Source organism: Candidatus Thiosymbion oneisti (assembly GCF_004359955.1).
In the GTDB taxonomy this organism is placed as follows: Bacteria; Pseudomonadota; Gammaproteobacteria; order Chromatiales; family Chromatiaceae; genus Thiosymbion; species Thiosymbion oneisti.
Genome location: NZ_SMSC01000006.1, coordinates 1 through 21576 on the forward strand (window position 1 = coordinate 1; position 21576 = coordinate 21576).

Consider the following 21576-nt stretch of genomic DNA (forward strand, 5'->3'; position numbering starts at 1 on the left):
TGCTCCAAAGAATAAGGCAAAGTAGAACACGATAGCGAGGGCATGTTATGTCGTAGACTTGCATTCATCCTGGGAGCGGGATCAGGTCTTGCATTGCACAGATCGATCCGTCGCATTCCTTTGGAAAGATTGGCACCGTATGCAATGCAAGACCTGACCCCTTGTGAACCTCCCCCGGTAAAATGGACACCTGAATTCTAATCGAGAGATCTCCGATAACTAGCTCTACCGCGACGGGTGACCGTGATAAGGCCGTTGAAATGACGAAGGTTACCGATCTGATCGCTATCGATGAGGCCCACGCCTGGCACCCCTATACCTCGACCATCGGCCGCGACCCGGTCTATCCTGTGGCTTCGGCCCATGGGTGTCTGATCGAGCTCGCCGACGGGCGTACCCTCATCGACGGTATGTCGTCCTGGTGGTGCGCCATCCACGGCTATAACCATCCGGTCCTGAACCAGGCGGCCAAGGATCAGCTCGCGCGCATGTCCCACGTCATGTTCGGCGGGCTCACTCACGAGCCGGCGGTCCGGCTCGTGGAACGTCTGGTGGGGCTGACGCCCGAGCCGCTCCGGCATGTCTTCCTCTGTGATTCGGGCTCCGTATCCGTCGAAGTGGCCATCAAGATGACTATCCAGTACTGGTACGCCAAGGGTAGGCCCGAGAAGCACCGACTGTTGACCGTTCGTTCCGGCTACCACGGCGATACCTTTGCCGCCATGTCCGTGTGCGATCCGGTCACCGGCATGCACCGCCTGTTCTCCGGTCTACTGCCGCAACAGCTCTTCGCGCCCGCGCCCGCCTGCGGATTCGACGCAACCTGCCGGGATCAGGACATCGCGGAGCTGAACACACTGCTGGCCGAGCATCATCGGGAGCTGGCCGCCGTCATTCTGGAGCCGATCGTCCAGGGTGCGGGGGGGATGCGTTTCTACTCGCCGCACTACCTGGAGCGGGTGCGCGAGCGCTGCGACCGCTACCAAGTCCTCCTCATCGCGGACGAGATCGCCACCGGCTTTGGACGCACCGGACGGCTCTTCGCCTGCGAGCACGCAAGTGTAGCGCCGGACCTCATGACCGTCGGCAAGGCACTCACCGGCGGCTATTTGACCCTGGCCGCGACCCTGGCCAGCGCGGAGGTGGCCCATACCATTTCCTCCGGCGATCCGGGGGTATTCATGCATGGCCCGACCTTCATGGGCAATCCCTTGGCCTGCGCCCTGGCTAATGCCAACATCGACCTCTTGTTGGCGTCCGACTGGCGGGCCAATATTCGCCGCATCGAACAGATCCTTCGGGACGGGCTCGCCCCCTGTGCACGGCTGCCGGGTATAGTAGAGGTACGGGTGCTGGGTGCGATCGGTGTGGTGGAGCTGGAACATCCCGTGCGAATGCGCGAGATCCAGCGCCGCTTCGTCGACCGTGGCGTTTGGGTGCGGCCCTTCGGCAGGTTGGTCTACCTGATGCCGCCCTACATCATTACCGACGCGCAGCTCGCTGTGCTGTGCCGGGCCATGGTCGAGGTGCTCTCCGAATTCGGCGCGGCCTGAGAAGGTGTCTGTCCGGCGTTATTCGGCGCGAATCGGGAAGGCGTCGTGTTGCCGGATATGACGTGGTTCTTGCCATACTTTCATCAACCAGGATACCATTCGTCGCTTTGACGATTTGAGCCGAATAAAGAGGCCCGGAGCAGCGGACATGAGGACTGAGAGTACCAAGCCTGCACAGGTCCGCCATGAGTGGTACCTGGTTGATGCGCAAGGCAAGACGCTTGGCAGGCTCGCTTCGGAGCTGGCACGGCGCCTGCGCGGCAAGCACAAGGTAGAGTACACTCCCCATGTGGACACAGGTGACTATATCGTGGTCGTCAATGCCGAAAGGGTGCGGGTGACCGGCAATAAGCTCCGGAACAAGCTGTATCATCACCACACGGGTTATATTGGGAGTCTCAAGTCCATCAGCTTGGGGAAACTGCTCGCTAAGGCGCCGGAGCGGGTGATCATCCATGCCGTCAAAGGGATGCTGCCGCGTAATCCGCTCGGTCGCGCCATGCTCAAAAAGCTGCGGGTATACGCCGGTCCGCAACATCGCCATCAGGCCCAACAACCCCAACCACTCGACATCTGAGTCTTGAGTACAGGAAGCCACATCCATGTCGGATTTCAACTACGCAACCGGGCGTCGCAAGAGTTCCGCGGCCCGCGTCTTCCTGACCACGGGTTCAGGCAACATCACCGTCAATGGTCGGCCCCTGGATCGGTTCTTCGGTCGAGAGACCGCGCGCATGATCGTCCGTCAACCCCTGGAAACCGTCGCGATGCTGGATCGCGTCGACTTGCGGGTTACCGTTACCGGCGGCGGTACTTCCGGGCAAGCAGGTGCGATACGCCATGGTATCGCCCGCGCCCTGGTCGATTATGACGAGGGGCTGCGCCAGCCGCTGCGCCAGGCCGGTTTTCTGACCCGTGATGCCCGCGCGGTCGAGCGCAAGAAGGTGGGGCTGCACAAGGCACGCAAACGACCGCAGTACTCGAAGCGCTAAATAGAGAAAGGGCACAGGGAAAGGGCCTGGAACCGAGGGACCGGGTTCGATTGGGGGATCGTCTAGCGGCAGGACTACGGACTCTGACTCCGTCAACCTAGGTTCGAATCCTAGTCCCCCAGCCAAGATGCTTAAGAAGCTGTCTGGTTAAAAGCAATCCTGAATGATTCGGCATTGTCGGAGGGTTCGACGTGTTGCGTTCGACGCGCTAAGGCTCGCTGATCGTCTGCTTAGGTCTGTGCCAGCGTCTTAACGCAACCTACACCCACATGATCCCCCGCGCGGCCTGTGGGCGTGGATCCGCCGACGCTCCAGCGTCGACTAAGCGCCTCTATCCGCACAGAGGAGCTGAATCCGCTGGAGCGGACAAGACGGCGTTCCCACGCTGGAGCGTAGGAACGAGCGTGAAATTTACAGATTTCGATATGATTTTACCGGCAGGCCAGCTGTCAGCGGGCACGGTAGGTGATGCGCCCCTTGGACAGGTCGTAAGGGGTGAGCTCGACCGTCACCTTGTCCCCGGTCAGGATGCGAATATAGTGTTTTCGCATCTTACCCGAGATATGGGCGGTGATTAGGTGTCCATTTTCAAGCTCCACGCGAAACATGGTATTAGGCAAGGTATCAATCACCGTACCTTCCATCTGGATTACGTCTTCTTTGGCCATCGATTGCTTGAACTCAAGTGCAGGGATTGGGTTGCCATACGAAATTACCCAAGTATAGCACAGGTCTTGGGGCTCCCCGACCAGGGCAAAATCCTGTCGGACGACTGAGCCGCAAAGGCCCGCAGGATGCACAGGAATCGTAGCCACGCCCATGAAAAGTGCCGAGGTCATCAAACGGCTGGAAGCGGAAGGTTGGATGTTTGCGGGCGGCAAAGGCGACCATCGAAAATACAAGCATCCCGGAAAAATAGGTCATGTGGTTGTACCCCATCCCCGCAAGGATCTTCCGATCGGCACCTTGCGTAACATCTATCGACAGGCCGGTTGGGCATGGAAATAATCTTTATGAGACTGCTAGAACCTTATACCTCGTAAATCAGTTAGTTATGAGTAAGTCTCGGCTTGTTTCCGGATAACGGTTTGCCATCTTCGACAATAATGATTTTAAAATCAATATGTTAGTTATTAGAAGTCTCTAAGGTAGATCATGCTGTACGCAGTCTATGTTCATCCTGGTGACGAGACCCACGCTCACGGGGTCACCTTGCCGGATTTTCCCGGATGCTTTTCAGCCGCGGATCGCTGGGAGGACATCCCCGCAAAGATTCAGGAGGCGGTAGAGCTGTACTTCGAGGGTGAGTCTTCGGAGGTCCCGGTTCCTACCCCGTTGGACCGACTTCGTGATGACCCGCAGTACACCGACGGAGAATGGATACTTCTCGATATCGACCTCACGCGTCTCCGACCAAGGACCAGGCGCATCAACGTCACTTTGCCGGAGCCCCTGCTGGAAAGGATCGATGCCTATGCACAAGCGCATCAGATGAGCCGATCCGGTTTCATCTCGCAAGCGGCCACCAAAGCAATGGAAGAAAAGTGTTAAGGATAAGAGAACACCGATAGCAATTCCTCACCACCCCTTCGGAGTATGTCCCGTGCGTAACAACGTCGTTTGGCACCATCACCCTGTCGATCAATCTGTGCGGGCAGGGCAGAAGGATCAGCGTCCGGTCGTCATCTGGTTCACGGGCCTGAGTGCCTCGGGTAAGTCAACCCTGGCGGGCGCCTTGGAATGGATCCTCACGGCTCAGGGTTACCATACCTATCTGCTCGACGGGGACAATGTCCGCCATGGGCTGTGCAAAGACCTGGGCTTTAGCGATACCGACCGCACGGAGAACATCCGCCGGGTCGGCGAAGTGGCCAGATTGATGGCCGACGCGGGCCTGATCGTGATGGCCGCCTTCATCTCCCCATTCCGGGCGGACCGCCAAATCGTGCGCGAAATCCTCCCCCCAGGGCAGTTTATCGAGGTCTTCATGGACGCCTCCCTGGAGGTGTGCAAGGAACGCGATCCCAAGGGGCTCTACATCAAGGCGGAGCGGGGTGAGATCAAGCAGTTCACGGGTATCGACAGCCCCTACGAGGTACCCCTGGAGCCCGAGGTCCACGTCGATGCGGATCGACTCAGCGTGCCCGAAGGGATAAACCTGCTGCTCGACTACCTGCACGAGCAGGAAATCCTCCGGGGGGGATACCAACGGGTCGAGGAAAGTATCGTCGCCTGATGGAGGGGTGCTTTGCGGCTTGGGAGTCTACGCGGGATGAGCCTGATCAAGCACTGGTGGCGGGCCTTCGGGACCGCAGGGAGGGAACCGGGTCGGCTGGCCCGGGCAGGGATCTTTTCGATCCGTCTGCTCGCGGGCATTCCGGGAAAGTTCCGGGACGGGAAGCTGCACCTGCAATCGACCAGCCTTGCCTATACGACTCTGCTGTCCCTGGTCCCCCTCCTGGCCGTTACCTTTTCCGTGCTCAAGGGCTTCGGGGTCCAGAATCAGCTCGAACCGATGCTCATGCAATCCTTGGAGCCCTTGGGCGAGAAGGGCGCTGAGATCGGCCGGCACATCCTGACCTATGTGAGCAATCTCAACTTTGCCGTCCTGGGCTTTTTCGGCATTGCCCTGTTGTTCTGGACTGTCGTCTCGTTGCTTACCAGGGTAGAAGAGGCCTTCAACACCATTTGGCACGTACCCGGCGTTCGCAGCTGGACCCGCCGTTTCAGCGACTATCTGAGCGTGGCCCTGGTAGGGCCCGTGTTTATCTTCGCCGCACTTGGTGTTACCGCCATCGTATTCCGCAGCGAGAACATCCACCGGATCGTCGGCATCGAGCCCCTCGACCAGCTCATCGTCGGGCTGGGCCGATTGGCTCCTTACCTGCTGATGTGCCTGGCGTTCGCCTCCCTGTACGCCTTCCTCACCAATTGCCGGGTACGCCTGCTACCCGCCCTGGCGGGTGGTCTCTTCGCCAGCGTGGCCTGGCATGGCGTTGCCTATCTGTTTGCCCGGTTGGTTGCCGGCTCCTCGAAATATTCGGCCGTCTACTCCGGTATGGCCGCGGCTGTACTCTTCATTATCTGGCTCAATGTCGGCTGGCTGATCGTCCTGGTCGGAGCGCACATCGCCCGCTACACCCAGCACCCCCACCTGTTGCGGCGCCACTTGGATGGTCCGCAGGTCGGGCAGGTCCATGATCAAGCGCTCGCCCTGGATGTCATGGCCGCGATCGGTCGCACCCATTACTTCGATGAGTCCAAATGGACGCTCGAAGCCCTGACCGCGGCTGGTTGCTACGGCTCGCCGGATCAGGTCGAGCAACTCCTCCAATCACTGCGGGCGGGGGGGCTCATCGTGGCGACCAACGACGAGCCCGAGACCTATCTCCCGGCCCGTGCGATCGAGACCATCGGCCTGCGGGAGATCCTGGATGTAGCCCACGCGCGCGGCGACAAGTCGGCACGCCAGGCGGTGGTGCAAGCGGTCACCGCCGACCTCGAACAGGCCGTTGCCGGGAGCCTGGAGGGGAAGACCTTGAAAGACCTGGTGGTGGCTGCGGTAGCGCCTTGAGACCAATCCAGTGCGGCTTACCAGCCTTCGCGCCCTCTATTCAACCCCTTACTTTGGACCGACGCCTCCTCTCCCCCCGTCATTGGCCGAGCTGGCTCCCGGTGGGGGGGTTCTGTCTCATCGGGTTCCTGCCGTTTCCCCTGCTCTGGGCTCTGGGCATGGGAATCGGGTATGTGGGTTATTTCCTTGCGGGTGCCCGTCGGCGCGTGGCCTTGCGCAACCTCGCGCTCTGTTTTCCGGACCTGACAGACCGGGCGCGCAGAGGGCTTGCGGTCCGGCACTTCGGCTACCTGGGGGTCGCCGTCTGCACCCAGGGATTGGTGTGGGTAAGCTCCCGGCGGAGGCTGGAGCGCATCGTCAAGCTCCGGCACCGGGAACGGGTCGATGAGCCGCTCCGCAACCGGCGTAACCTCATCGTCATGGTGCCCCACTTCGTGGGATTGGAGTTGGGCGGTGCCGCCTTCACCGCCTTGGTTCACCCCGGATTGTACATGTACCAAAAGATCCGTAACCCCGTCATCGACCATCAGATGCACCGTAGCCGCTCGCGTTTCGGCGCGGTCTCGATAGAGCGCAGCGACGACCTGCGGCGGATGGTGCGGGAGATCCACAAAGGCACCCCCTTGTTCTATCTGCCCGATCAGGACCCGGGCCGCCGCGGCATCTTTGTACCCTTTTGCGGCACACCTACCGCTACGGTTCCCATGCTGAGCCGGTTCGCACGCCTCAGCAAGGCCCAGGTGATCCCGGTCTACACCCGCTATCTGCCCTGGGGACGCGGCCTGGAGCTGATCTTCGACTCGCCATTGGACCCCTTTCCCACGGACGATCAGACAGCGGACACGGCCCTGATGAACCGGACCATCGAGGCCCGCATCCGCACCACGCCGGAGCAATATTTCTGGGTGCACCGCAGATTCAAGACCCGCCCACCGGGAGAGCCGCCGATCTATCCGTCGCGACGGCGCGCAGGACGCAAAATGTAGGATGTGGTGAGCCGCCGGGCGCGGGACGCGCCCGGCGGCGAACCGCATCAATGGTGTGGTAAGCGCCTGTCTACGTGCAGGGACGCCCAGGCAGGCAGCGAACCGCATCGCCGGAACTGGCCCCGACTCCGGCGTCACGCAATAAGGGACAGGATTGAACATGGAAAAAACGATCAGGTTGTCTCAATCCATCCGCAGATTACGCAGATGAAGAATGAAACAATCTGTGAAAATCTGCGTAATCTGCGGATAGAAAATTGAGCATAGGAAAATACCCATGGCTTCAATGTCTTATACCCAGGTATAGTCGCTGCATGAGACTGCGGGCACTCCGGGATTCCGGACCCTGGATCGGACGGGCCCGGGACTGGGGTCTCGGCGGCATCCTGCTTGCCATAGTGGTCACCAGCGTGGCGCTGACGCTGGGTTGGGGACCCATACTGGCCTCCTGGCGGGCGTTGACCCCGGCCGAGCTGTTGCCCCCCATGGCGCTTACGGCCCTGAGCTACTGTCTGCGTGGGGTCCGGATCCATGATTACTTTCATCCCCGGCTTCGGGGGCGCTTCCCTGCCGTACTGAGACTCTCGGTCCTACATACCACGGCCAACAACCTGCTGCCGATGCGGGCGGGAGAGCTGGTCTTCCCATGGCTCATGAGGCGTTATTTCGGTCACGGGTTCCTCAGCACCACCGCGTCCCTGATCTGGATTCGGCTGCTGGATCTGCATTTTCTAGGGCTGATGGGCATCCTCATCCTTTGGCTTCGCCATCCGACCTGGCTCTGGTCCCTGGTTGCGCTGCCGTGGCTGCTGCTGTTACCGATCATGGGCCGGCTGGGCCACCGCCAGCCGAACGGGCAGGGCCGGCTCGGAAAGGCGTTCCGCCTGATGATCGACGCCGCCCCGGCCTCCACCTCAAGGGCGCTGCGTATCTACCTGTGGACGGCGCTTATCTGGATCAGCAAGCTCCTCGCCTTCGCGCTCGTGCTGCGGTATTTCCTGGCGGCGGAACCTTGGGAGGTCCTGCTCGGGGTCATGGGGGCGGAGCTGTCCAGCGTCCTGCCCTTCCACGGCATCGCCGGCAGCGGCAGCTACGAGCTGGCGGTGATGACGGCCCTGTTGCCGTTGGGCATCGATGCAGCCACGGCCCTGACGGGGGCGATAAATCTGCACCTGTTCCTGCTGGGGGTAACCCTGCTGCTCGGCGCGCTCGCATTCCTGCTGCCCGTGCGCAGGGACAGGCAAGTAACCAATGTATTGTAGAGCGGGTTTTCGGGCATCGTAACGCAATACGCCATTATTCAGGATTGCTCATTCGATCCCGGCGCTGTTCGGCGTTATTTGGCGTTGCCTGAAGAGGCATCTTTTTAATCCGCAGATTACACGGATTTTCACAGATTATTTCGTTCTTAATCTGCGGAAATCGGCGTAATCTGCGGATCAAATAAGGAATGTAAACCGCATCTTTGGATGGCCCCGCGCCCAACATGCGGTGTTCAGCCTACCCGGTGTTCAGCCCCCCTACGAAATAGGCCTCCTGGTACAAGGCTATCCACCCGCCACTCAGAGGGGCTTGGACAAGGTGAAGGCACCCCGGATGTCTCCGAGGGAAAAGCCCCTTGCTTGGTCTTGCGGATAGGCCCTGTCAAGGGCCGTGCCGACAGCGGGGGCGAGGGCTTCACCGTGGCAGGTGAGGCAGAGCCCGCCGGTGGGGATCGCCTGCATGTATCTGAATCGCTTTTCCCCATTCACTTGGGTTACCTCGGCGACGGCCATGGTCTTGATGTCCTCACCGCCCGCCTTGCGTTCCTCGAACTTGAGCAGGACCTGCTGCTCCCAGGCATCCGGCGCATTCGCCGCGGGGTTGCGCAACTTCAGGCTGGTACGCCCCACATCCCAGCCGGTCCGGGCGGAATAATCCGCGGCGATGGCCGGTGCCCTCTCCTTACAGACCCGGATGGCGTTTGTCGGACCGCCGGCGTTCAATGCGGCCTGAAGCTCGGCCTGCAAGCTGGAGGAGAAGGCCTTGATGATGCCCTTTGCCTCCTCCAGGTTCGCGTCCCCCCCGGTCTCGGCGAAACCGGAGGACATCAGGGTGATACCGGAGGTGATTGCGATCAGAACGCGTGTTCTCTTCTTTTTCAGCGTGTTGAGCATGTCTTGACCTTCGATCATTAGCATACTGTTTTGATAGCGTACCCTCACGACCAGAGGATAGTGATTACCCTACCACGGATCGGAAATCAACCTTGATAAAGAAGCGATTGCAACCGCTCTACTGCCTGTTTCATCCGCGGTGCACCACCGAACAGCTCGGCAATTTCCATGACGTTACCCTGCTCGGAGATGGGCGGCACTTGCAGGGCCTCCGATATGCTGAGCTGGCCGGGGCCGAAATCGGCATATTTGTCGAGCAGCACGATGAGGATGGCCCGCGCTCGTGGCCCGTACTGATTTACGGGACCGAGCATCAAGATTCGCAGCCCCGACCAACGGGCAAACCCAGGGCGAGCGCGTATAAATCCTCCCGAAAACATGATCTTGTAGGTTGGGCAAGGGCCGTAAGATGTGGTGAGCGCAGCGAACCGCATCTTTGGACGGTGCGCCGTGCCCAACGAAATGTTGCTGTTGGGCACGCCGGATCGTCCCTGATCCGGCTTTGCCCAACCTACGAGCCGGCAGGATGCCGGCGCTCCCGGCTTTGCCCAATCGACACGGCTGGTAGTAACTTGTTAATCAAAAAGAAATTTATACGCGCCCGCCCTGCGGGCAAACCGGATGCGCAGTGAGCCGATCCCATGCCTGCTGTAGAATGGGATCCTCACCGCCGGCCTGCGACGTACCAGGGTTCGGCGAATCCCCTTCTCGATGGTCGATACCGGGATGGCACCGCATGAACAAAATTCCGATACTCCTGCTGATGTTGTGGGCGGCGGTAGCCGTCGCCGAAAAGCCCATCCTTATCTATCAGCTCACGGGGGCGATCCAATGTGTCGAGGGTACGGGCATACCGCCTGACCAGGCCGCCGACCTGTTGCGCGGACAGGGCGTCAAGGTGGTCTCGGCCGCAAGGCGCAAGCTGCCGCAGCATGAGACGAGCCGCTGCGGTACCCCCACGGGGGAGGCGAACGTGATGGAGGTCTCCGCCGCCGATTGGTCCGCCTTCTTAGCGAAAAACCCGGACGCGGGCGGCTATGGGCTGTGGGTGTTCGATGCGGGCACCGTCCGCATCTACATGTACGACGGGACCCTGCAATGCGGAATGGGTCGTGAGATTGCCCTGGAAGCGATGGCAAAGGAGCTGGCAGATGCAGGTATCGAGGTGACGGAGCGCTACAAGGGCACAGACGGTCTGGACCACATCAGCGTGTGCGGTGCCTCCACTGGGGCGATAAACATCTTCGTCATCGACCGTGACGCGCTCCCTGCCGCCCGGCGGCTCGGCTATCGGTTGTTGGTGACCCGGGAGATGACCCGGCAGATCACCTCCAGGGATACCAAGCCGCAACCGCCCGGCATGACCACGTCCTCACCGTCCTCGGCTGCCGAAAATCCGCCGGGCCCGAATCCCATCCCTCTGCTGTGGTGATCGGGATGCAGGTTTAAAATCAATGAGTTAGTCTTTAGACAGCCTCTAAGACATAATGGATGCTCGGGAACGCTTTGTGTCTCTGAGGTTCAAATCACACAACTGACGAGGCATGAGTTTTTTGTGCAGTGCACACAAAACTTGACTCGTTCGACTGCCTATAATACTAGGCGAGCAGGACTTTCACGGATGCGTTAGCCGCGAATCGACGCGAATGGACGCATGGATGCGACGGGATGAGGGATCGTCAATGATGGCAAGCGATTGTGGCCGATTTGCGTCGATTCGCGTTCATTTGCGGAAAAAAAGGATTCGGTTATCCCGGCTGCCCGCTCCCCATGCCGACACGCGTTCCCGCGGTAATGTCTCCTACCGGCCAGGCTATCCGATCTGTGCACCCGCGGGCCCGACGACTCGGATAACCCGCCCCGGCGACCCGAATCGAAGGCGACGCCGTAAGGCATCAACGACCACAGGGGGTACCCTGTTGGTCCTGGCCTTGGCGTTGCTCGTTTCCCTGCTAGTTTCCTTCCGGGGGCTGCAAGCCCAGCCACCGCAGGCGGACTCCCCGGCCCCAGGCAAGCCCGGGTACCTGCCGAGCCCCGCGGTCACGCCGGACATGATCGAGAGCAGGAGCAAGGAGATCGCCTCCGCCGCAGACCTGAACGAAGCCACAAAAACCAGACTAAGCGAGCTATACCGCAAGGCCCTAGGCAGCCTGGAGGCTGCCGAGACCTACCAGGCCAGGACCGCCACCTTTGTGGAGGCCCTGGAAACGGCACCTGAGCAGACCGAGGAGATTCGTCGCCGACTCGAGGCCTCGGCCCCTGAGCCTGCAATCGAACCGCTGCCGGCAGGGCGCCCGGTCAAGGAACTCGAACAGCGGCTTACCAAGTATCGGGCCGATACCGCCGCGGTGGAGGCCAAGCTCGGTGAGCTGGAGCAGAAACTCGCGACCTGGTCGCAGCGTCCCGCCCAGCTGCGCGACCGTATCACCGCGGCCAAAATCGAGCTCGAACGGCTCGACGCCGAAAACGGTCTACCGCTCTCGCAGGAAGAACCACCGCTCCTCACCGAGGCCCGCCGCTGGGCCTTGCAGGCGCGCCGCCGGGAGCTGCGCGCCGAGCTCCATATGTTGGACCAAGACCTCTTGAGCCACGCGGCGCGCGAGGCTCTGTTGAAGGCCCGGAGGGACGTCTCCACGCACGAGCTGGCGTTGCTCCGCACCCGGCAACATCAGCTCGAGGAACAGCTCGATCGGCACCGTCACCAGGAGGCCGAACAGGCCCGCGTTGCGGCGGAAGCCGCCCAACGGGAGGTCGCCGGGAAGCATCCCCTCCTGGAGGATCTGGCCGCACGGAACGCGCAGCTCACCGGTGAGCTGTCCGAGTTCATCGCGGCTCATGATGGGATTCATACCCGGCAGGCCCAGGTGGTCGCGGAGACCGAGCGCCTCGGCGATGAGCTGCGCAACACCCGCCGGCGACTGGAGATAGGGGGTCTAACCCAGACCCTCGGCCAGATCCTCTTCGACCGGCGGCAGAAACTGCCCGACCAGCGTCCCTACCGCAGGGAAGCAAAGGAACGGGAGCAAGCGATCGCCGCTGCCATGCTGAAGCAGATCCGTTACGACGAGGAGGTGTTGCGCCTGCGCGACCCGGACACCTTCGTCGCCACGCTGACGATGGATCATGAGGGACCGCTACCATCGGACCTGCGCGACGAGCTCCGGGAACTGGCACAAGTGCGCGCATCGCTGCTCACTAAGGTCATCGCCGCCACCGATACCTATCTGCGTGCCTTGGGCGATTTGGATTATGCCTCCAGCCGGCTCATAGAGACCATCGCCGACTACGACGACTATCTCGCCACGCACCTCCTGTGGGTCCGCAGCGCCCCGCCGGTGAGTCCGGCTACTTTGAAGGTCCTGCCTGGGGCCATCGCCTGGTTCTTCTCGCCGGACAACTGGCTGCAAGTCGCCCAGGTGCTCGTCCGGGAAGTAACCAGCCCCTCCCTGCTATGGTTGCTGCTCTTGGGCCTGCTGTTGCTGCGGTGGCGAACGCGGGCTATCCGCGCCGCCATCCTGGCCACTGCCCACCCCCTCCGCTGGGTAAGTACCGACCGGACCAGATTGACCCTCAAGGCGCTTGGCTCGACCCTCCTGCTCGCCGCCCCGTGGCCGCTCCTGCTGGTCCTCCTGGGCTGGCGACTCGATGCCTCGTTGGAGGCGACGCCGTTCACCAAGGCCATCGGTCACGGCGCCTTGGAGGTAGCATTCGCCCTGTTTTCGCTGCGGGCCTTCCGCCTACTGTGCATCCCGGGTGGCGTAGCGGATCGGCACTTTGGCTGGTCGCGCCGGGCCCTGCGGACCATCAGGCGTCACTTCGACTGGGTGATCTGGTTCCTGGTTCCGGTCGGCTTCGTGGTCCACACCACGCATAGCTATTGGCACGCGACCTATTCTGACAGCCTGGAACAGATCGCCCTGCTCGTCGTCATGGTGGGGACCGCGCTTTTCATCATGTTCCTGAGCCACCCGAAACGGGGTGTCCTGAGTGCCTATCTCGCGGCCAATCCCAAGGGCTGTATCAGCCGCTTGAGCCCGCTGTGGTACCCGCTGATCGTAGCCATGCCGCCGGTCCTTGCGGTACTCACTCTGCTTGGCTATGTCCATACGGCCGGCACCCTCATGCGTTCCCTGGTGGCCGAGCTCTGGCTCATTCTCGGACTTACGGTGATCCAACAACTCAGCGTGCGCTGGCTAACCTTGAGTCGGCAGCGGTTGACCCTAAGCGCGGCCGGCGAGCGGCCCGCGGCACCGGGCAAAACGGCCCGCCAGGGCGATCCGCCGCACCTGGGCCCGGTCCCGCCGGTCGCGGAGCCCGAGGTGAATCTGGCGGTCCTGGACACCCGGACCCAAACCCTGGTCAACAGCCTGGTGTTGGTGGCCGCCGTGGTCGGTCTGTGGGGGATCTACTCCGATGTCCTACCGGCCCTCGCGGTCTTCGAAGACATCTCGCTGTGGACCTACACCGGGACCCTGGACGGCCAGGAGCACGTGATCCCCGTGACCTTGGCCGACCTCGGTTTGACCTTGCTCATCACCATCACCGCTGCGGTGGCGGTCAGGAACCTGCCCGCCTTCCTGGAGATCGCCCTGCTGCAGCGCATCGCCATTTCCGCGGGTATCCGCTACACGGTCAAGACCCTCACCGGCTATATCATCGTCATCGCCGCCGCCTCTATCATCTTCAGTACCTTCGGGCTCTCCTGGTCCCAGATACAGTGGCTCGTGGCCGCCCTCGGCGTGGGCATCGGTTTCGGCCTCCAGGAGATCGTGGCCAACTTTATCAGCGGGCTCATCATCCTGTTCGAGCGGCCGGTCCGGGTGGGTGATATCGTCACCATCGGGAACACCACCGGCGTCGTCTCCCAGATCCGGATCCGCGCCACCATCGTGCGCAGTTGGGACCAACAAGAATTGTTGGTTCCCAACAAGGCGTTGATCACCGGGCACCTGACCAACTGGACCCTGTCCGATCGGATGAACCGCATCGTCATCACAGTGGGGGTGAATTATGCAGCCGATATCCCACAAGCCTTGGATCGCTTACGAGCGGTCGTCGAGGAGAACGAACAGATCCTCATGGACCCAAAGCCGCTCATCACCTTCGAGGGCTTCGGAGGCAACGCCCTCACCCTGGTCCTGCGCTGCTATCTGGACTCTCCGGAGCATCGGCTCGCGGTCATCAGCAGGCTGCATCAAAGCATCCACCAGGAGTTCCGCGCCGCCGGCATCGCCATCACCGGCGAGGCACAGAAAGCACGGGAGGGATAAGAGATGGGCGAGATGCAGTCGCCAGCTCGCGTAGGATGCGGTGAGGCCAGGGATGGCCGAACCGCATCGATGGATGGCGGCCTGTCCCACACCAGGGCAGTCACGGCACGCTCCAAGGATGCGGTTCGCGGCCTACCCGCCCCGTCCTTGGGGCGGGTAGGCGCTCACCACATCCTACGGGCTGTTGCGACACCCTCCACCGGAGGCAGACCTCACCGGAAGGGAGGGTTCCGGAAGGCCCGGATACTCCGGCTCCGGCTTCAATCCTGCACACAGGCGCTTATCTTGACGTCCAGTACGTCTAGATCGTCTCCTTGGATACCGTTCAGGATGTCGAGGACAATCCGAGACCAGGCATATTCGGTCGCCCCCTTCTCATCTCCGCCATGGGCGTCGCGCCATTCCTGACGGTAGGTCTCCATGCGTCCACGGTAAAAGTTCAGTCCACCCGGCTCCGCGTCGCGACTGAACATTTGGCGATAGAGAGCTTTGATCAACTCCTCGTCGCTCATATCGCCGTACTTATCGGTGAATTCCTGGGAGGTCACGAAGGCCGTAACGATCCGCGTGAGATCCGATTCCCTCCCCTCCGGAACCTGGCTTATCGCCTCCTCGATCTTTTTGCACCAGTACTTGAATCCCCCGCACTCGGCACAGCGACCGTAATAGCTTCTGTAGAATTTATGCGTCCAATCCTTGGCCGTCTCATCACATTCGATGTCGTTGACAGCCGGGCACGCAACACTAAACCTGGCAGTGACGGTCTTCGTACTATCAATGGTGAACTCGCACAACGGATTCGTCATACGGTTACAAGCACCACCCGTCCAACCAGTGAATTTATGACCCGAGTCTGCCTCGGCAGTCAGCGACACGGAAGTCCCCTCATCGAAGCTCATCCTGCAGGTATCGGAGGCGGAGGCGACACCTGCCTTGATCGCACAGCTGATCCCGTTCCCTGAGACCCTACCATCTCCGCTTCCGCTGCCTTGTACCGTCAACCTATGCGCTGTCGTTGTTGTTGTTGTTGTTGTTGTTGTTTCCAACTTGAACGAGGCAACAGCCGTGACATCTCCAAAATCAAACACACCCCTAAGCAGCTCACACGGATTCTGCATAGCATCCTTTGCTCCTGGCGGGCCACACTCCTCATCCTTCCAGCCGGTGAACGTACTACCCGGTGCCTCCTTGGCAGTCAGCCTCACAACTTTGGTGACGTCGATCAACTTGCAAGTTGTACCGGAGGCGTCGGAGACGCCTTCCGTGATCGTGCAGTCGATGACCCCCTTTGTAACTGTACCATCTGTTGCAACTGTATCACCTGTAACTGTACCACTTCCGGTACCCTCTCCCGTCACGATCAGGTCCCCTTGGTTGGCCAGGCTGGGGGTTGGATTGGCGATTGCAAGCAGAAATCCCAAGATTACTCCCCAGGATCGAGGGGCCCGTTTCATAACCGCCGTCAGGGCATGGGAACCCCCGTGGACGGTGTTTCCGTGTGGTGTGCCGGCATCGGCCCCTGTGCTACCGTGGTGGACGTGATGATGGGTCATGGCCATAACTCCTCTATTGAGAAAGAGACATCAGGAAGTGCTTCTCGGAAATTTTTCGATACCGCAGTGAGGGAGCTGTCTTGTGGAAAGAATTTTTGTTTGTCATATTCCTGAATCCGTGAGGTAAAATCCGAGATTGGAACTAACCATATGATTTCACTCAAGATTTAGAAATTGGTCACTTCACCCCCTAGGTGAAACTGCCAATCTCTATATATCCAGTAAAATCATAGGGTTATATTTAATTCTAACTTTTACCTCACGGATTCAGGATATTGCAAGAGGAGCTCCCACACTGGTCTGTGAATTCATTCAAATTTATCAATGGGATATACGGGCAAAAGTGTACTCCTTGTAATTCTGATCGGAAAGGCCCTGTAGGGCATTTCAGTCCACGGACAAGGATAGCAACCACAGGGGGGGCTCTGAACCATTACCCAAGGTTATGTTTCAGCATAATTATCATTCGGTAGCCCTGGGAACCCTGTGGCAAAGGCGATGGATGAGGGCCGATTTTGGTACTATGCCGGGACCTTCTGAAGCGGGAACAGTTTATGGCTTCGTGGTCCCCCCCCAGTGCGGAAGCATCCCCACCGGACCCGGTGGCGGCCGTCGATCTGGGCTCCAACAGTTTTCACATGATCGTCGCCCGCATCGCCGACGGCGACCTCCAGGTCATCGACCGCCTCAAGGAGATGGTGCGCTTGGGCGAGGGGCTCACGGACGACAAACAGCTGTTGCCTGCGGTGGTCGATCGGGCCTTTACCTGTTTGGAACGTTTCGGCCAGCGCCTGCGGGGAATGCCGCCGGACAGCGTTCGCGCCGTGGGCACCAACACCCTGCGCCAGGTAGATCCCGCGTTCGGCTTTCTCGAACGGGCGGAGCAGGCACTAGGGCATGCGATCGACGTGATCGCCGGGCGCGAGGAGGCGCGGCTGATCTACCTGGGCGTAGCCAATGGTCTGGCCGCCGGCGACGAACGGCGGCTGGTGGTGGATATCGGCGGCGGCAGCACCGAGCTGATCGTCGGGGAAGGCGTTACCCCACGGTTGCGCGAGAGCCTGCAAATGGGGTGTGTGAGCATGTCGCGGGAACGGTTTCCCGACGGCCGGCTATCCGCCAAACAGATGGATCAGGCCGAGCTCGCGGGGGCCCTGGAAATCCGCCCGGTGCGGGAACGCTTCCGCCGTGCCGACTGGAAACAGGCGGTAGGCAGCTCCGGCACCATCAGGGCGATCGCCAGGGTGGTGGAGGCCCAGGGCTGGTCTATGGACGGCATCTCCGTGGGGTCCCTGGACCGGTTACGGGACGCCCTGATCGGATTCGGCAAATCCGGTGCTATCGATCTCGATGGCCTGTCCGAACAGCGCAAGCCGGTGTTCGCCGGCGGTGTGGCCGTGCTGCGCGCTGTGTTCACGACCCTGGGTATCGAGCACATGCAAATCTCGCAGGAGGCCCTGCGCGAGGGCCTCATCTACGAGATGATGGGGCGGATTCGACATGAGGACGTACGTCAACGCACCGTGAGCAACCTGTGCCAACGGTTCGGCGTGGACGAGGAGCACGCCGATCGCATCAAGACCACTGCGATCGCATTCTACGGTCAGGTCGCCCAACCCTGGGGACTCACGAGCCCCGATCATCTGAGCATGTTGGGCTGGGCGGCCCGTCTGCACGAGGTCGGACTCATGATCGGCCATAGCCAATACCAAAGACATGGCGCTTACCTGCTGCGCAATGCGGACCTGTCCGGCTTTACCCGGCAGGAACAAAATGTCCTGGCGGCCCTGGTGCTCGGCCATCGCCGCAAATTCCCGAGTCAGGAATTTCTCGCCCTGCCCATGCCGGTGCGTGACAGCTCACGCCACCTGTGCATCATCCTCCGCCTGGCGGTCTTGCTGCACCGCGGACGTTCCCCAACCACCAAGCCTTGCCCCATGCTCAATCCGGACGGCGAACGACTCAGGCTCACCTTTCCCGAGGGCTGGCTGTCCCATCACCCGCAGACCCGCTTGGAGCTGGAACAGGAAGCGGAACGCTTGGCACCGGCGGACATCAGGTTGGAGTATGGGTGATCGTGTTAGAATCGAGTACCTGAGGCGGGGACTCGCCATCAGAATCTGAATCGCCTACTCGCCGCTGCGCCTCGCCTTGAGCGGCGGCCATCCTAGAAGATCTCTTGGAGGACCAACGACAATGGCTGAACTTTTTTCCGATGAGTGGATGAAGAAATTCAAGGACGCCTGGAACGCCGAGTCCGAAATCAAGGACAAGCTCGCCGACATCGGCTTCGACTCCGTCATCTGCTACGGCTTCAAAGACGAAGACGATCCTCGCGGTTTCCTGAAGGTGGAGAAAGGCGAGTGCACAAGCGCCGGTGGCTGGAGCGGCGGTGAGATGAATTGGGACTTGCGCGCCGAGAAGGAAAACTGGGACAAGTGGATCGAAAAGGGGGTCGGGATGGGGGGCCTGGGCATGGCCTATACCACCGGCAAGCTCAAGTTCAAGGTCGGTGACTACAAGAGCATGATAAAGGATCCCCGCATGGCCGGTCCCTTCGTCAAGAGCTTCAGTGTGATGGGGAAGGTGGGAACCTAAGAGCCTGTTTGGTCCATCGAACGCGAAACGGCCCGCCACTTGGCGGGTTCTTTCCGTTCCGGGGTGACGGGGCTATCTGTCGCAGAGGAATCCTTCAGGGGTCTTGTAAAAAGCGAGGTGCGCTTCGATGTGGAGAAACATCCGGCCAACTTGGCTTCTGATTGCAGCGCTGGGTATCGGCCTGGCCCCCTCGGTCATGGCCTGGACATCCTACGGTTATGGCCCTTATGGTCCCGGCTACCGGGACGGATATCCGGAACCGCCCCCAGGGACTGGGGCTGGGAGCTATAGACCCGGTCTTCTGCCACCGACCGGTCAGAGCAGCGGATATGCCGGTGGATGGCCCCCCCACTACGGACCTGAGGCACCCGCCCCTTACAGGGATACCCCCCAGAATGCCTTATCTCCTACACCCGCCGACCCCGGTTACGGGTCACGATTCTATCCTCCTTGGGGACACCCCGACTCCGGCGGACGGGACTTCGGAAGGCCGGCGGGATTCCGGATCTCCCGCGCCACATCGGATGATGCCTACATGCTCACCATCGCGCTCGAGGGGATGGGGCCCGAAGCGGTCCAGGTCCGCACCCAAGGACATTGGCTACTCCTCAGCCGAACCCACTCCGCCCAGCAGACACGGAAAGACAGCCTTGACGATGGGCGCGGATCCATGCGCAGCTTTAGCTACTCGTCCGGCACTACGAACCAGCGGTTGTCGGTACCCCCGGACGCTATCCTGAGCGCCATGAGCCGCGAGGACGGCGCAGACAGCATTCGCCTCCGCATCCCGCGGCGCGGTCGTCAAGGGACAGGAAAAGAATAAAGGTAGTGGCCTGAAGTATCCCCACAAACCAGCCTCTCCGGCTCCCATGTTCCACGTGGGAACGAGCCAAGTATTCGCGTGGATTCGCGCGATTCGTACCATTGATGGAGAGGGGATACGGTGCGGTGCATGCCCAACATGCGGCCGATGGCGATGTTTCCATCTAAACCTTAGAGGCTGTCTAGAAACTAATACACTGATTTTATTGGTTTTCAGTTGGAAAACTGTAACTTTCGGTCGTTTCGTACCAAACCATCGATTCGCTTCAGGTTCCTTAAGCCCCTTATTTTTGCCGCAAATAACGCAAATAGACGCAAATTTAAGCCGTGATCTTCATTTGCGTTCATTCGCGTTCATTTGCGGCTGAATCCTTCGGCAGGCAGTTAAGACCAAGGCACCTTGATTTTTTGGACAGCGTCTTAAGCACTACCTGTTAATGCGCTGCAACTGACGTAGTGAGGTGGCAAAAATTCGTACGGTACTTGACACAAATATTCTCTATTCAGCGTTGTATTCGAACCGCGGTGCATCGCATCAGGTTTTGAAAGCAGTATTGTCCAAAGATATTCATCCGGTAATGTCAGTAACTTTGTTATTTGAATATGAGGATGTTTTGAAACGAAATAGTCGAAAACTCGGTATTAAGCATTCAGATATTGATGCATTGCTGGATGTTTTATGTGCGTTGTGTTCACTTCATAAAATCCATTATTTGTGGAGACCATTTTTGCCCGATCCCAAAGATGACCATGTGTTGGAGTTGGCTCTTGCATCAGGTGTCAACACCATCACTACGTTCAATCGCGCTGATTTTAAGGGTGTAGAAAAATTTTGTGTTCACATCATCTCACCCCAGAAATTACTGGAGGAAATAAAATGGGAGCATTGAGTCTGAGACTTCCGGAGTCAATTCATCGTCATATTCGTGAAATTGCGAAGCAAGAAGGTGTTTCGATCAATCAATTAATCTCTTCAGCTGTTTCTGAAAAAATTTCCGCATTGTTGACAGAAGAATACATTCAAGCACGTGCAAAACGCGCGGACATCGGCAAAGTTGAACAAATTCTGGCTAACGTTCCTGATCGAGATCCTGCAACTGAAGATTTACGCTGAAACAAAAGGAGAAGCAAAAGGACACCCATTTTTTTGACCTGATCTTCTTACTGAGCTAGCATTCCCCTGAGCTCATACTACCTGTTAAGCGCCAAACCGTTGGTCCGAGGTGCACCAACGCCTCTTCCGTGGCTTCGAGTGAGCCAAGCCGTTAGGCGAAATCACAAATAGCAGAGATTGTAAATGAAAAAATCAATCTTAATAGAAGGAAAAAAATACACGTTCAGCGATTATTTTGAGTTGAACAATCCTACCGAGGAAATAGTTGAAGAATTAGGATATTCTTTTTCTCATGAAGTAGTGAATCTTCCGCAGTCTGATGATTACGAGCATAATGATATCAGAAAACTTCAAGATACTTTTTATACTATTCTTCCAAAAATCACTATAAATTCTGAAATTGCTAAGAGAGATTTTTTAATAGCACCGATTTTAGTAGAGATTGCTAGAAATACGGAATCAAAAATAAACGTGGAATATGCAATAGAAATCGATAGCAGATTAAGTGGTTCATTAGATTACTTAATACGGCTAAAACGAGAATTGATCGTGATTGAAGCAAAAAAAGGCGACTTAGATAAAGGATTTAATCAGCTATCAGCAGAGTTAATAGCTTTAGACAAGTATGAAGAAAGTAATGAGAGTGATAGATTGTATGGTGCTATCACTATAGGTGATGTTTGGAGATTTGGCGTTCTTGAAAGAAAACAACAACATATTACAAAGGATATTAACAGTTTTACAATTCCGGGAGATTTGGAGAAAGTTTTTTCGATATTGATCGGTATTTTAATAGCATAGTCCTAACGAAAGCATCCGGCGGACCGCCAAAAGCGTCATGGTTTTTGCTTTCGCAGGGAAAAGGTGGAAAAAGAACATGGAGGCGGGATGCTGCGCTTTCCCGCCCTACGGTTCTAATTACGTTTATTTGCGTCCATTTGCGTTGATTTGCGGCTAA

At 59.0% G+C, this 21576-nt stretch carries 21 protein-coding genes and 1 tRNA gene; 18 read left to right on the top strand and 4 right to left on the bottom strand.

Annotated features, from left to right (window positions below; genetic code table 11):
* Window positions 1-260 precede the first annotated feature (260 nt).
* From bioA to E1958_RS04420, 4 genes are all read left to right on the top strand, one after another.
* Window positions 261-1553 carry an adenosylmethionine--8-amino-7-oxononanoate transaminase gene (gene bioA, locus E1958_RS04405; RefSeq protein WP_133510794.1) on the top strand — a complete coding sequence of 431 codons (1293 nt, stop codon included), beginning with the start codon at window positions 261-263 and terminating at the stop codon, window positions 1551-1553.
* Window positions 1554-1701: 148 nt separating this feature from the next.
* The gene (gene rplM / locus E1958_RS04410) at window positions 1702-2130 is read left to right on the top strand and encodes a 50S ribosomal protein L13 (RefSeq protein ID WP_133510795.1); all 429 of its coding nucleotides are present in this window, start codon (window positions 1702-1704) and stop codon (window positions 2128-2130) included.
* A gap of 25 nt (window positions 2131-2155) precedes the next feature.
* Window positions 2156-2545, top strand: coding sequence for a 30S ribosomal protein S9 (rpsI, locus tag E1958_RS04415; RefSeq protein ID WP_089725312.1), 390 nt, complete (start codon window positions 2156-2158; stop codon window positions 2543-2545).
* Window positions 2546-2596: 51 nt separating this feature from the next.
* Window positions 2597-2670 (top strand) — tRNA-Gln (locus tag E1958_RS04420).
* Between the two features lie 324 nt (window positions 2671-2994).
* On the opposite strand, the gene infA is transcribed toward E1958_RS04420, so the two are convergent.
* Complete coding sequence (gene infA / locus E1958_RS04425; RefSeq protein WP_133510796.1) at window positions 2995-3213, bottom strand: translation initiation factor IF-1; 219 nt, start codon at window positions 3211-3213, stop codon at window positions 2995-2997.
* A gap of 151 nt (window positions 3214-3364) precedes the next feature.
* Here infA and E1958_RS04430 point away from each other — a divergent pair, with 151 nt between their 5' ends.
* The 6 genes from E1958_RS04430 to E1958_RS04455 all read left to right on the top strand — a co-directional run bounded on the left by E1958_RS04430 (window position 3365) and on the right by E1958_RS04455 (window position 8367).
* Window positions 3365-3553, top strand: coding sequence for a type II toxin-antitoxin system HicA family toxin (locus E1958_RS04430; protein ID WP_089725315.1), 189 nt, complete (start codon window positions 3365-3367; stop codon window positions 3551-3553).
* 147 nt (window positions 3554-3700) lie between these two features.
* Window positions 3701-4096 (top strand): type II toxin-antitoxin system HicB family antitoxin, encoded by a 396-nt coding sequence (locus tag E1958_RS04435; protein ID WP_089725317.1) that lies wholly within the window; start codon window positions 3701-3703, stop codon window positions 4094-4096.
* Between the two features lie 52 nt (window positions 4097-4148).
* On the top strand, window positions 4149-4781 hold the full coding sequence (gene cysC, locus E1958_RS04440) for an adenylyl-sulfate kinase (protein ID WP_133510797.1): 633 nt from the start codon (window positions 4149-4151) through the stop codon (window positions 4779-4781).
* 36 nt (window positions 4782-4817) lie between these two features.
* Entirely contained in the window at window positions 4818-6119 is a 1302-nt protein-coding gene (locus tag E1958_RS21150; RefSeq protein ID WP_133510798.1) for a YihY/virulence factor BrkB family protein, read from the top strand.
* Between the two features lie 53 nt (window positions 6120-6172).
* Window positions 6173-7105, top strand: a complete 933-nt coding sequence (locus E1958_RS04450) for a lysophospholipid acyltransferase family protein (RefSeq protein ID WP_243448412.1) — start codon at window positions 6173-6175, stop codon at window positions 7103-7105.
* A gap of 314 nt (window positions 7106-7419) precedes the next feature.
* Window positions 7420-8367: a lysylphosphatidylglycerol synthase transmembrane domain-containing protein gene (locus E1958_RS04455; protein ID WP_133510800.1), complete on the top strand. Its 948-nt coding sequence runs from the start codon at window positions 7420-7422 to the stop codon at window positions 8365-8367.
* A 300-nt stretch (window positions 8368-8667) separates the two neighbouring features.
* Here the strand turns inward: E1958_RS04455 and E1958_RS04460 are convergent, their stop codons facing one another.
* Both E1958_RS04460 and E1958_RS04465 read right to left on the bottom strand, forming a co-directional pair.
* Entirely contained in the window at window positions 8668-9279 is a 612-nt protein-coding gene (locus E1958_RS04460; RefSeq protein WP_243448411.1) for a Tll0287-like domain-containing protein, read from the bottom strand.
* Between the two features lie 68 nt (window positions 9280-9347).
* Entirely contained in the window at window positions 9348-9695 is a 348-nt protein-coding gene (locus tag E1958_RS04465) for a type I restriction-modification enzyme R subunit C-terminal domain-containing protein (RefSeq protein WP_133510903.1), read from the bottom strand.
* A gap of 302 nt (window positions 9696-9997) precedes the next feature.
* Here E1958_RS04465 and E1958_RS04470 point away from each other — a divergent pair, with 302 nt between their 5' ends.
* The gene (locus E1958_RS04470) at window positions 9998-10693 is read left to right on the top strand and encodes a hypothetical protein (RefSeq protein WP_133510801.1); all 696 of its coding nucleotides are present in this window, start codon (window positions 9998-10000) and stop codon (window positions 10691-10693) included.
* Between the two features lie 295 nt (window positions 10694-10988).
* The gene (locus E1958_RS04475; RefSeq protein ID WP_165741889.1) at window positions 10989-14531 is read left to right on the top strand and encodes a mechanosensitive ion channel domain-containing protein; all 3543 of its coding nucleotides are present in this window, start codon (window positions 10989-10991) and stop codon (window positions 14529-14531) included.
* A 260-nt stretch (window positions 14532-14791) separates the two neighbouring features.
* Here the strand turns inward: E1958_RS04475 and E1958_RS04480 are convergent, their stop codons facing one another.
* Window positions 14792-16084 (bottom strand): DUF4214 domain-containing protein, encoded by a 1293-nt coding sequence (locus tag E1958_RS04480; RefSeq protein WP_165741885.1) that lies wholly within the window; start codon window positions 16082-16084, stop codon window positions 14792-14794.
* Window positions 16085-16638: 554 nt separating this feature from the next.
* Between E1958_RS04480 and E1958_RS04485 the strand changes: the two genes are divergently transcribed.
* The 6 genes from E1958_RS04485 (at window position 16639) to E1958_RS04510 (ending at window position 21419) form a co-directional block, all read left to right on the top strand.
* Window positions 16639-18159, top strand: coding sequence for a Ppx/GppA phosphatase family protein (locus E1958_RS04485; RefSeq protein WP_133510804.1), 1521 nt, complete (start codon window positions 16639-16641; stop codon window positions 18157-18159).
* A gap of 121 nt (window positions 18160-18280) precedes the next feature.
* Window positions 18281-18682: an SCP-2 sterol transfer family protein gene (locus E1958_RS04490; protein WP_133510805.1), complete on the top strand. Its 402-nt coding sequence runs from the start codon at window positions 18281-18283 to the stop codon at window positions 18680-18682.
* Between the two features lie 127 nt (window positions 18683-18809).
* Window positions 18810-19505 carry an Hsp20/alpha crystallin family protein gene (locus tag E1958_RS04495; RefSeq protein ID WP_133510806.1) on the top strand — a complete coding sequence of 232 codons (696 nt, stop codon included), beginning with the start codon at window positions 18810-18812 and terminating at the stop codon, window positions 19503-19505.
* A 460-nt stretch (window positions 19506-19965) separates the two neighbouring features.
* Window positions 19966-20394 (top strand): putative toxin-antitoxin system toxin component, PIN family, encoded by a 429-nt coding sequence (locus E1958_RS04500; protein ID WP_207787751.1) that lies wholly within the window; start codon window positions 19966-19968, stop codon window positions 20392-20394.
* Window positions 20382-20618 (top strand): toxin-antitoxin system HicB family antitoxin, encoded by a 237-nt coding sequence (locus E1958_RS04505; protein ID WP_133510807.1) that lies wholly within the window; start codon window positions 20382-20384, stop codon window positions 20616-20618. The genes E1958_RS04500 and E1958_RS04505 overlap by 13 nt, the downstream gene beginning before the upstream one ends.
* A 183-nt stretch (window positions 20619-20801) precedes the next feature.
* The gene (locus E1958_RS04510) at window positions 20802-21419 is read left to right on the top strand and encodes a hypothetical protein (protein WP_133510808.1); all 618 of its coding nucleotides are present in this window, start codon (window positions 20802-20804) and stop codon (window positions 21417-21419) included.
* Window positions 21420-21576 lie beyond the last annotated feature (157 nt).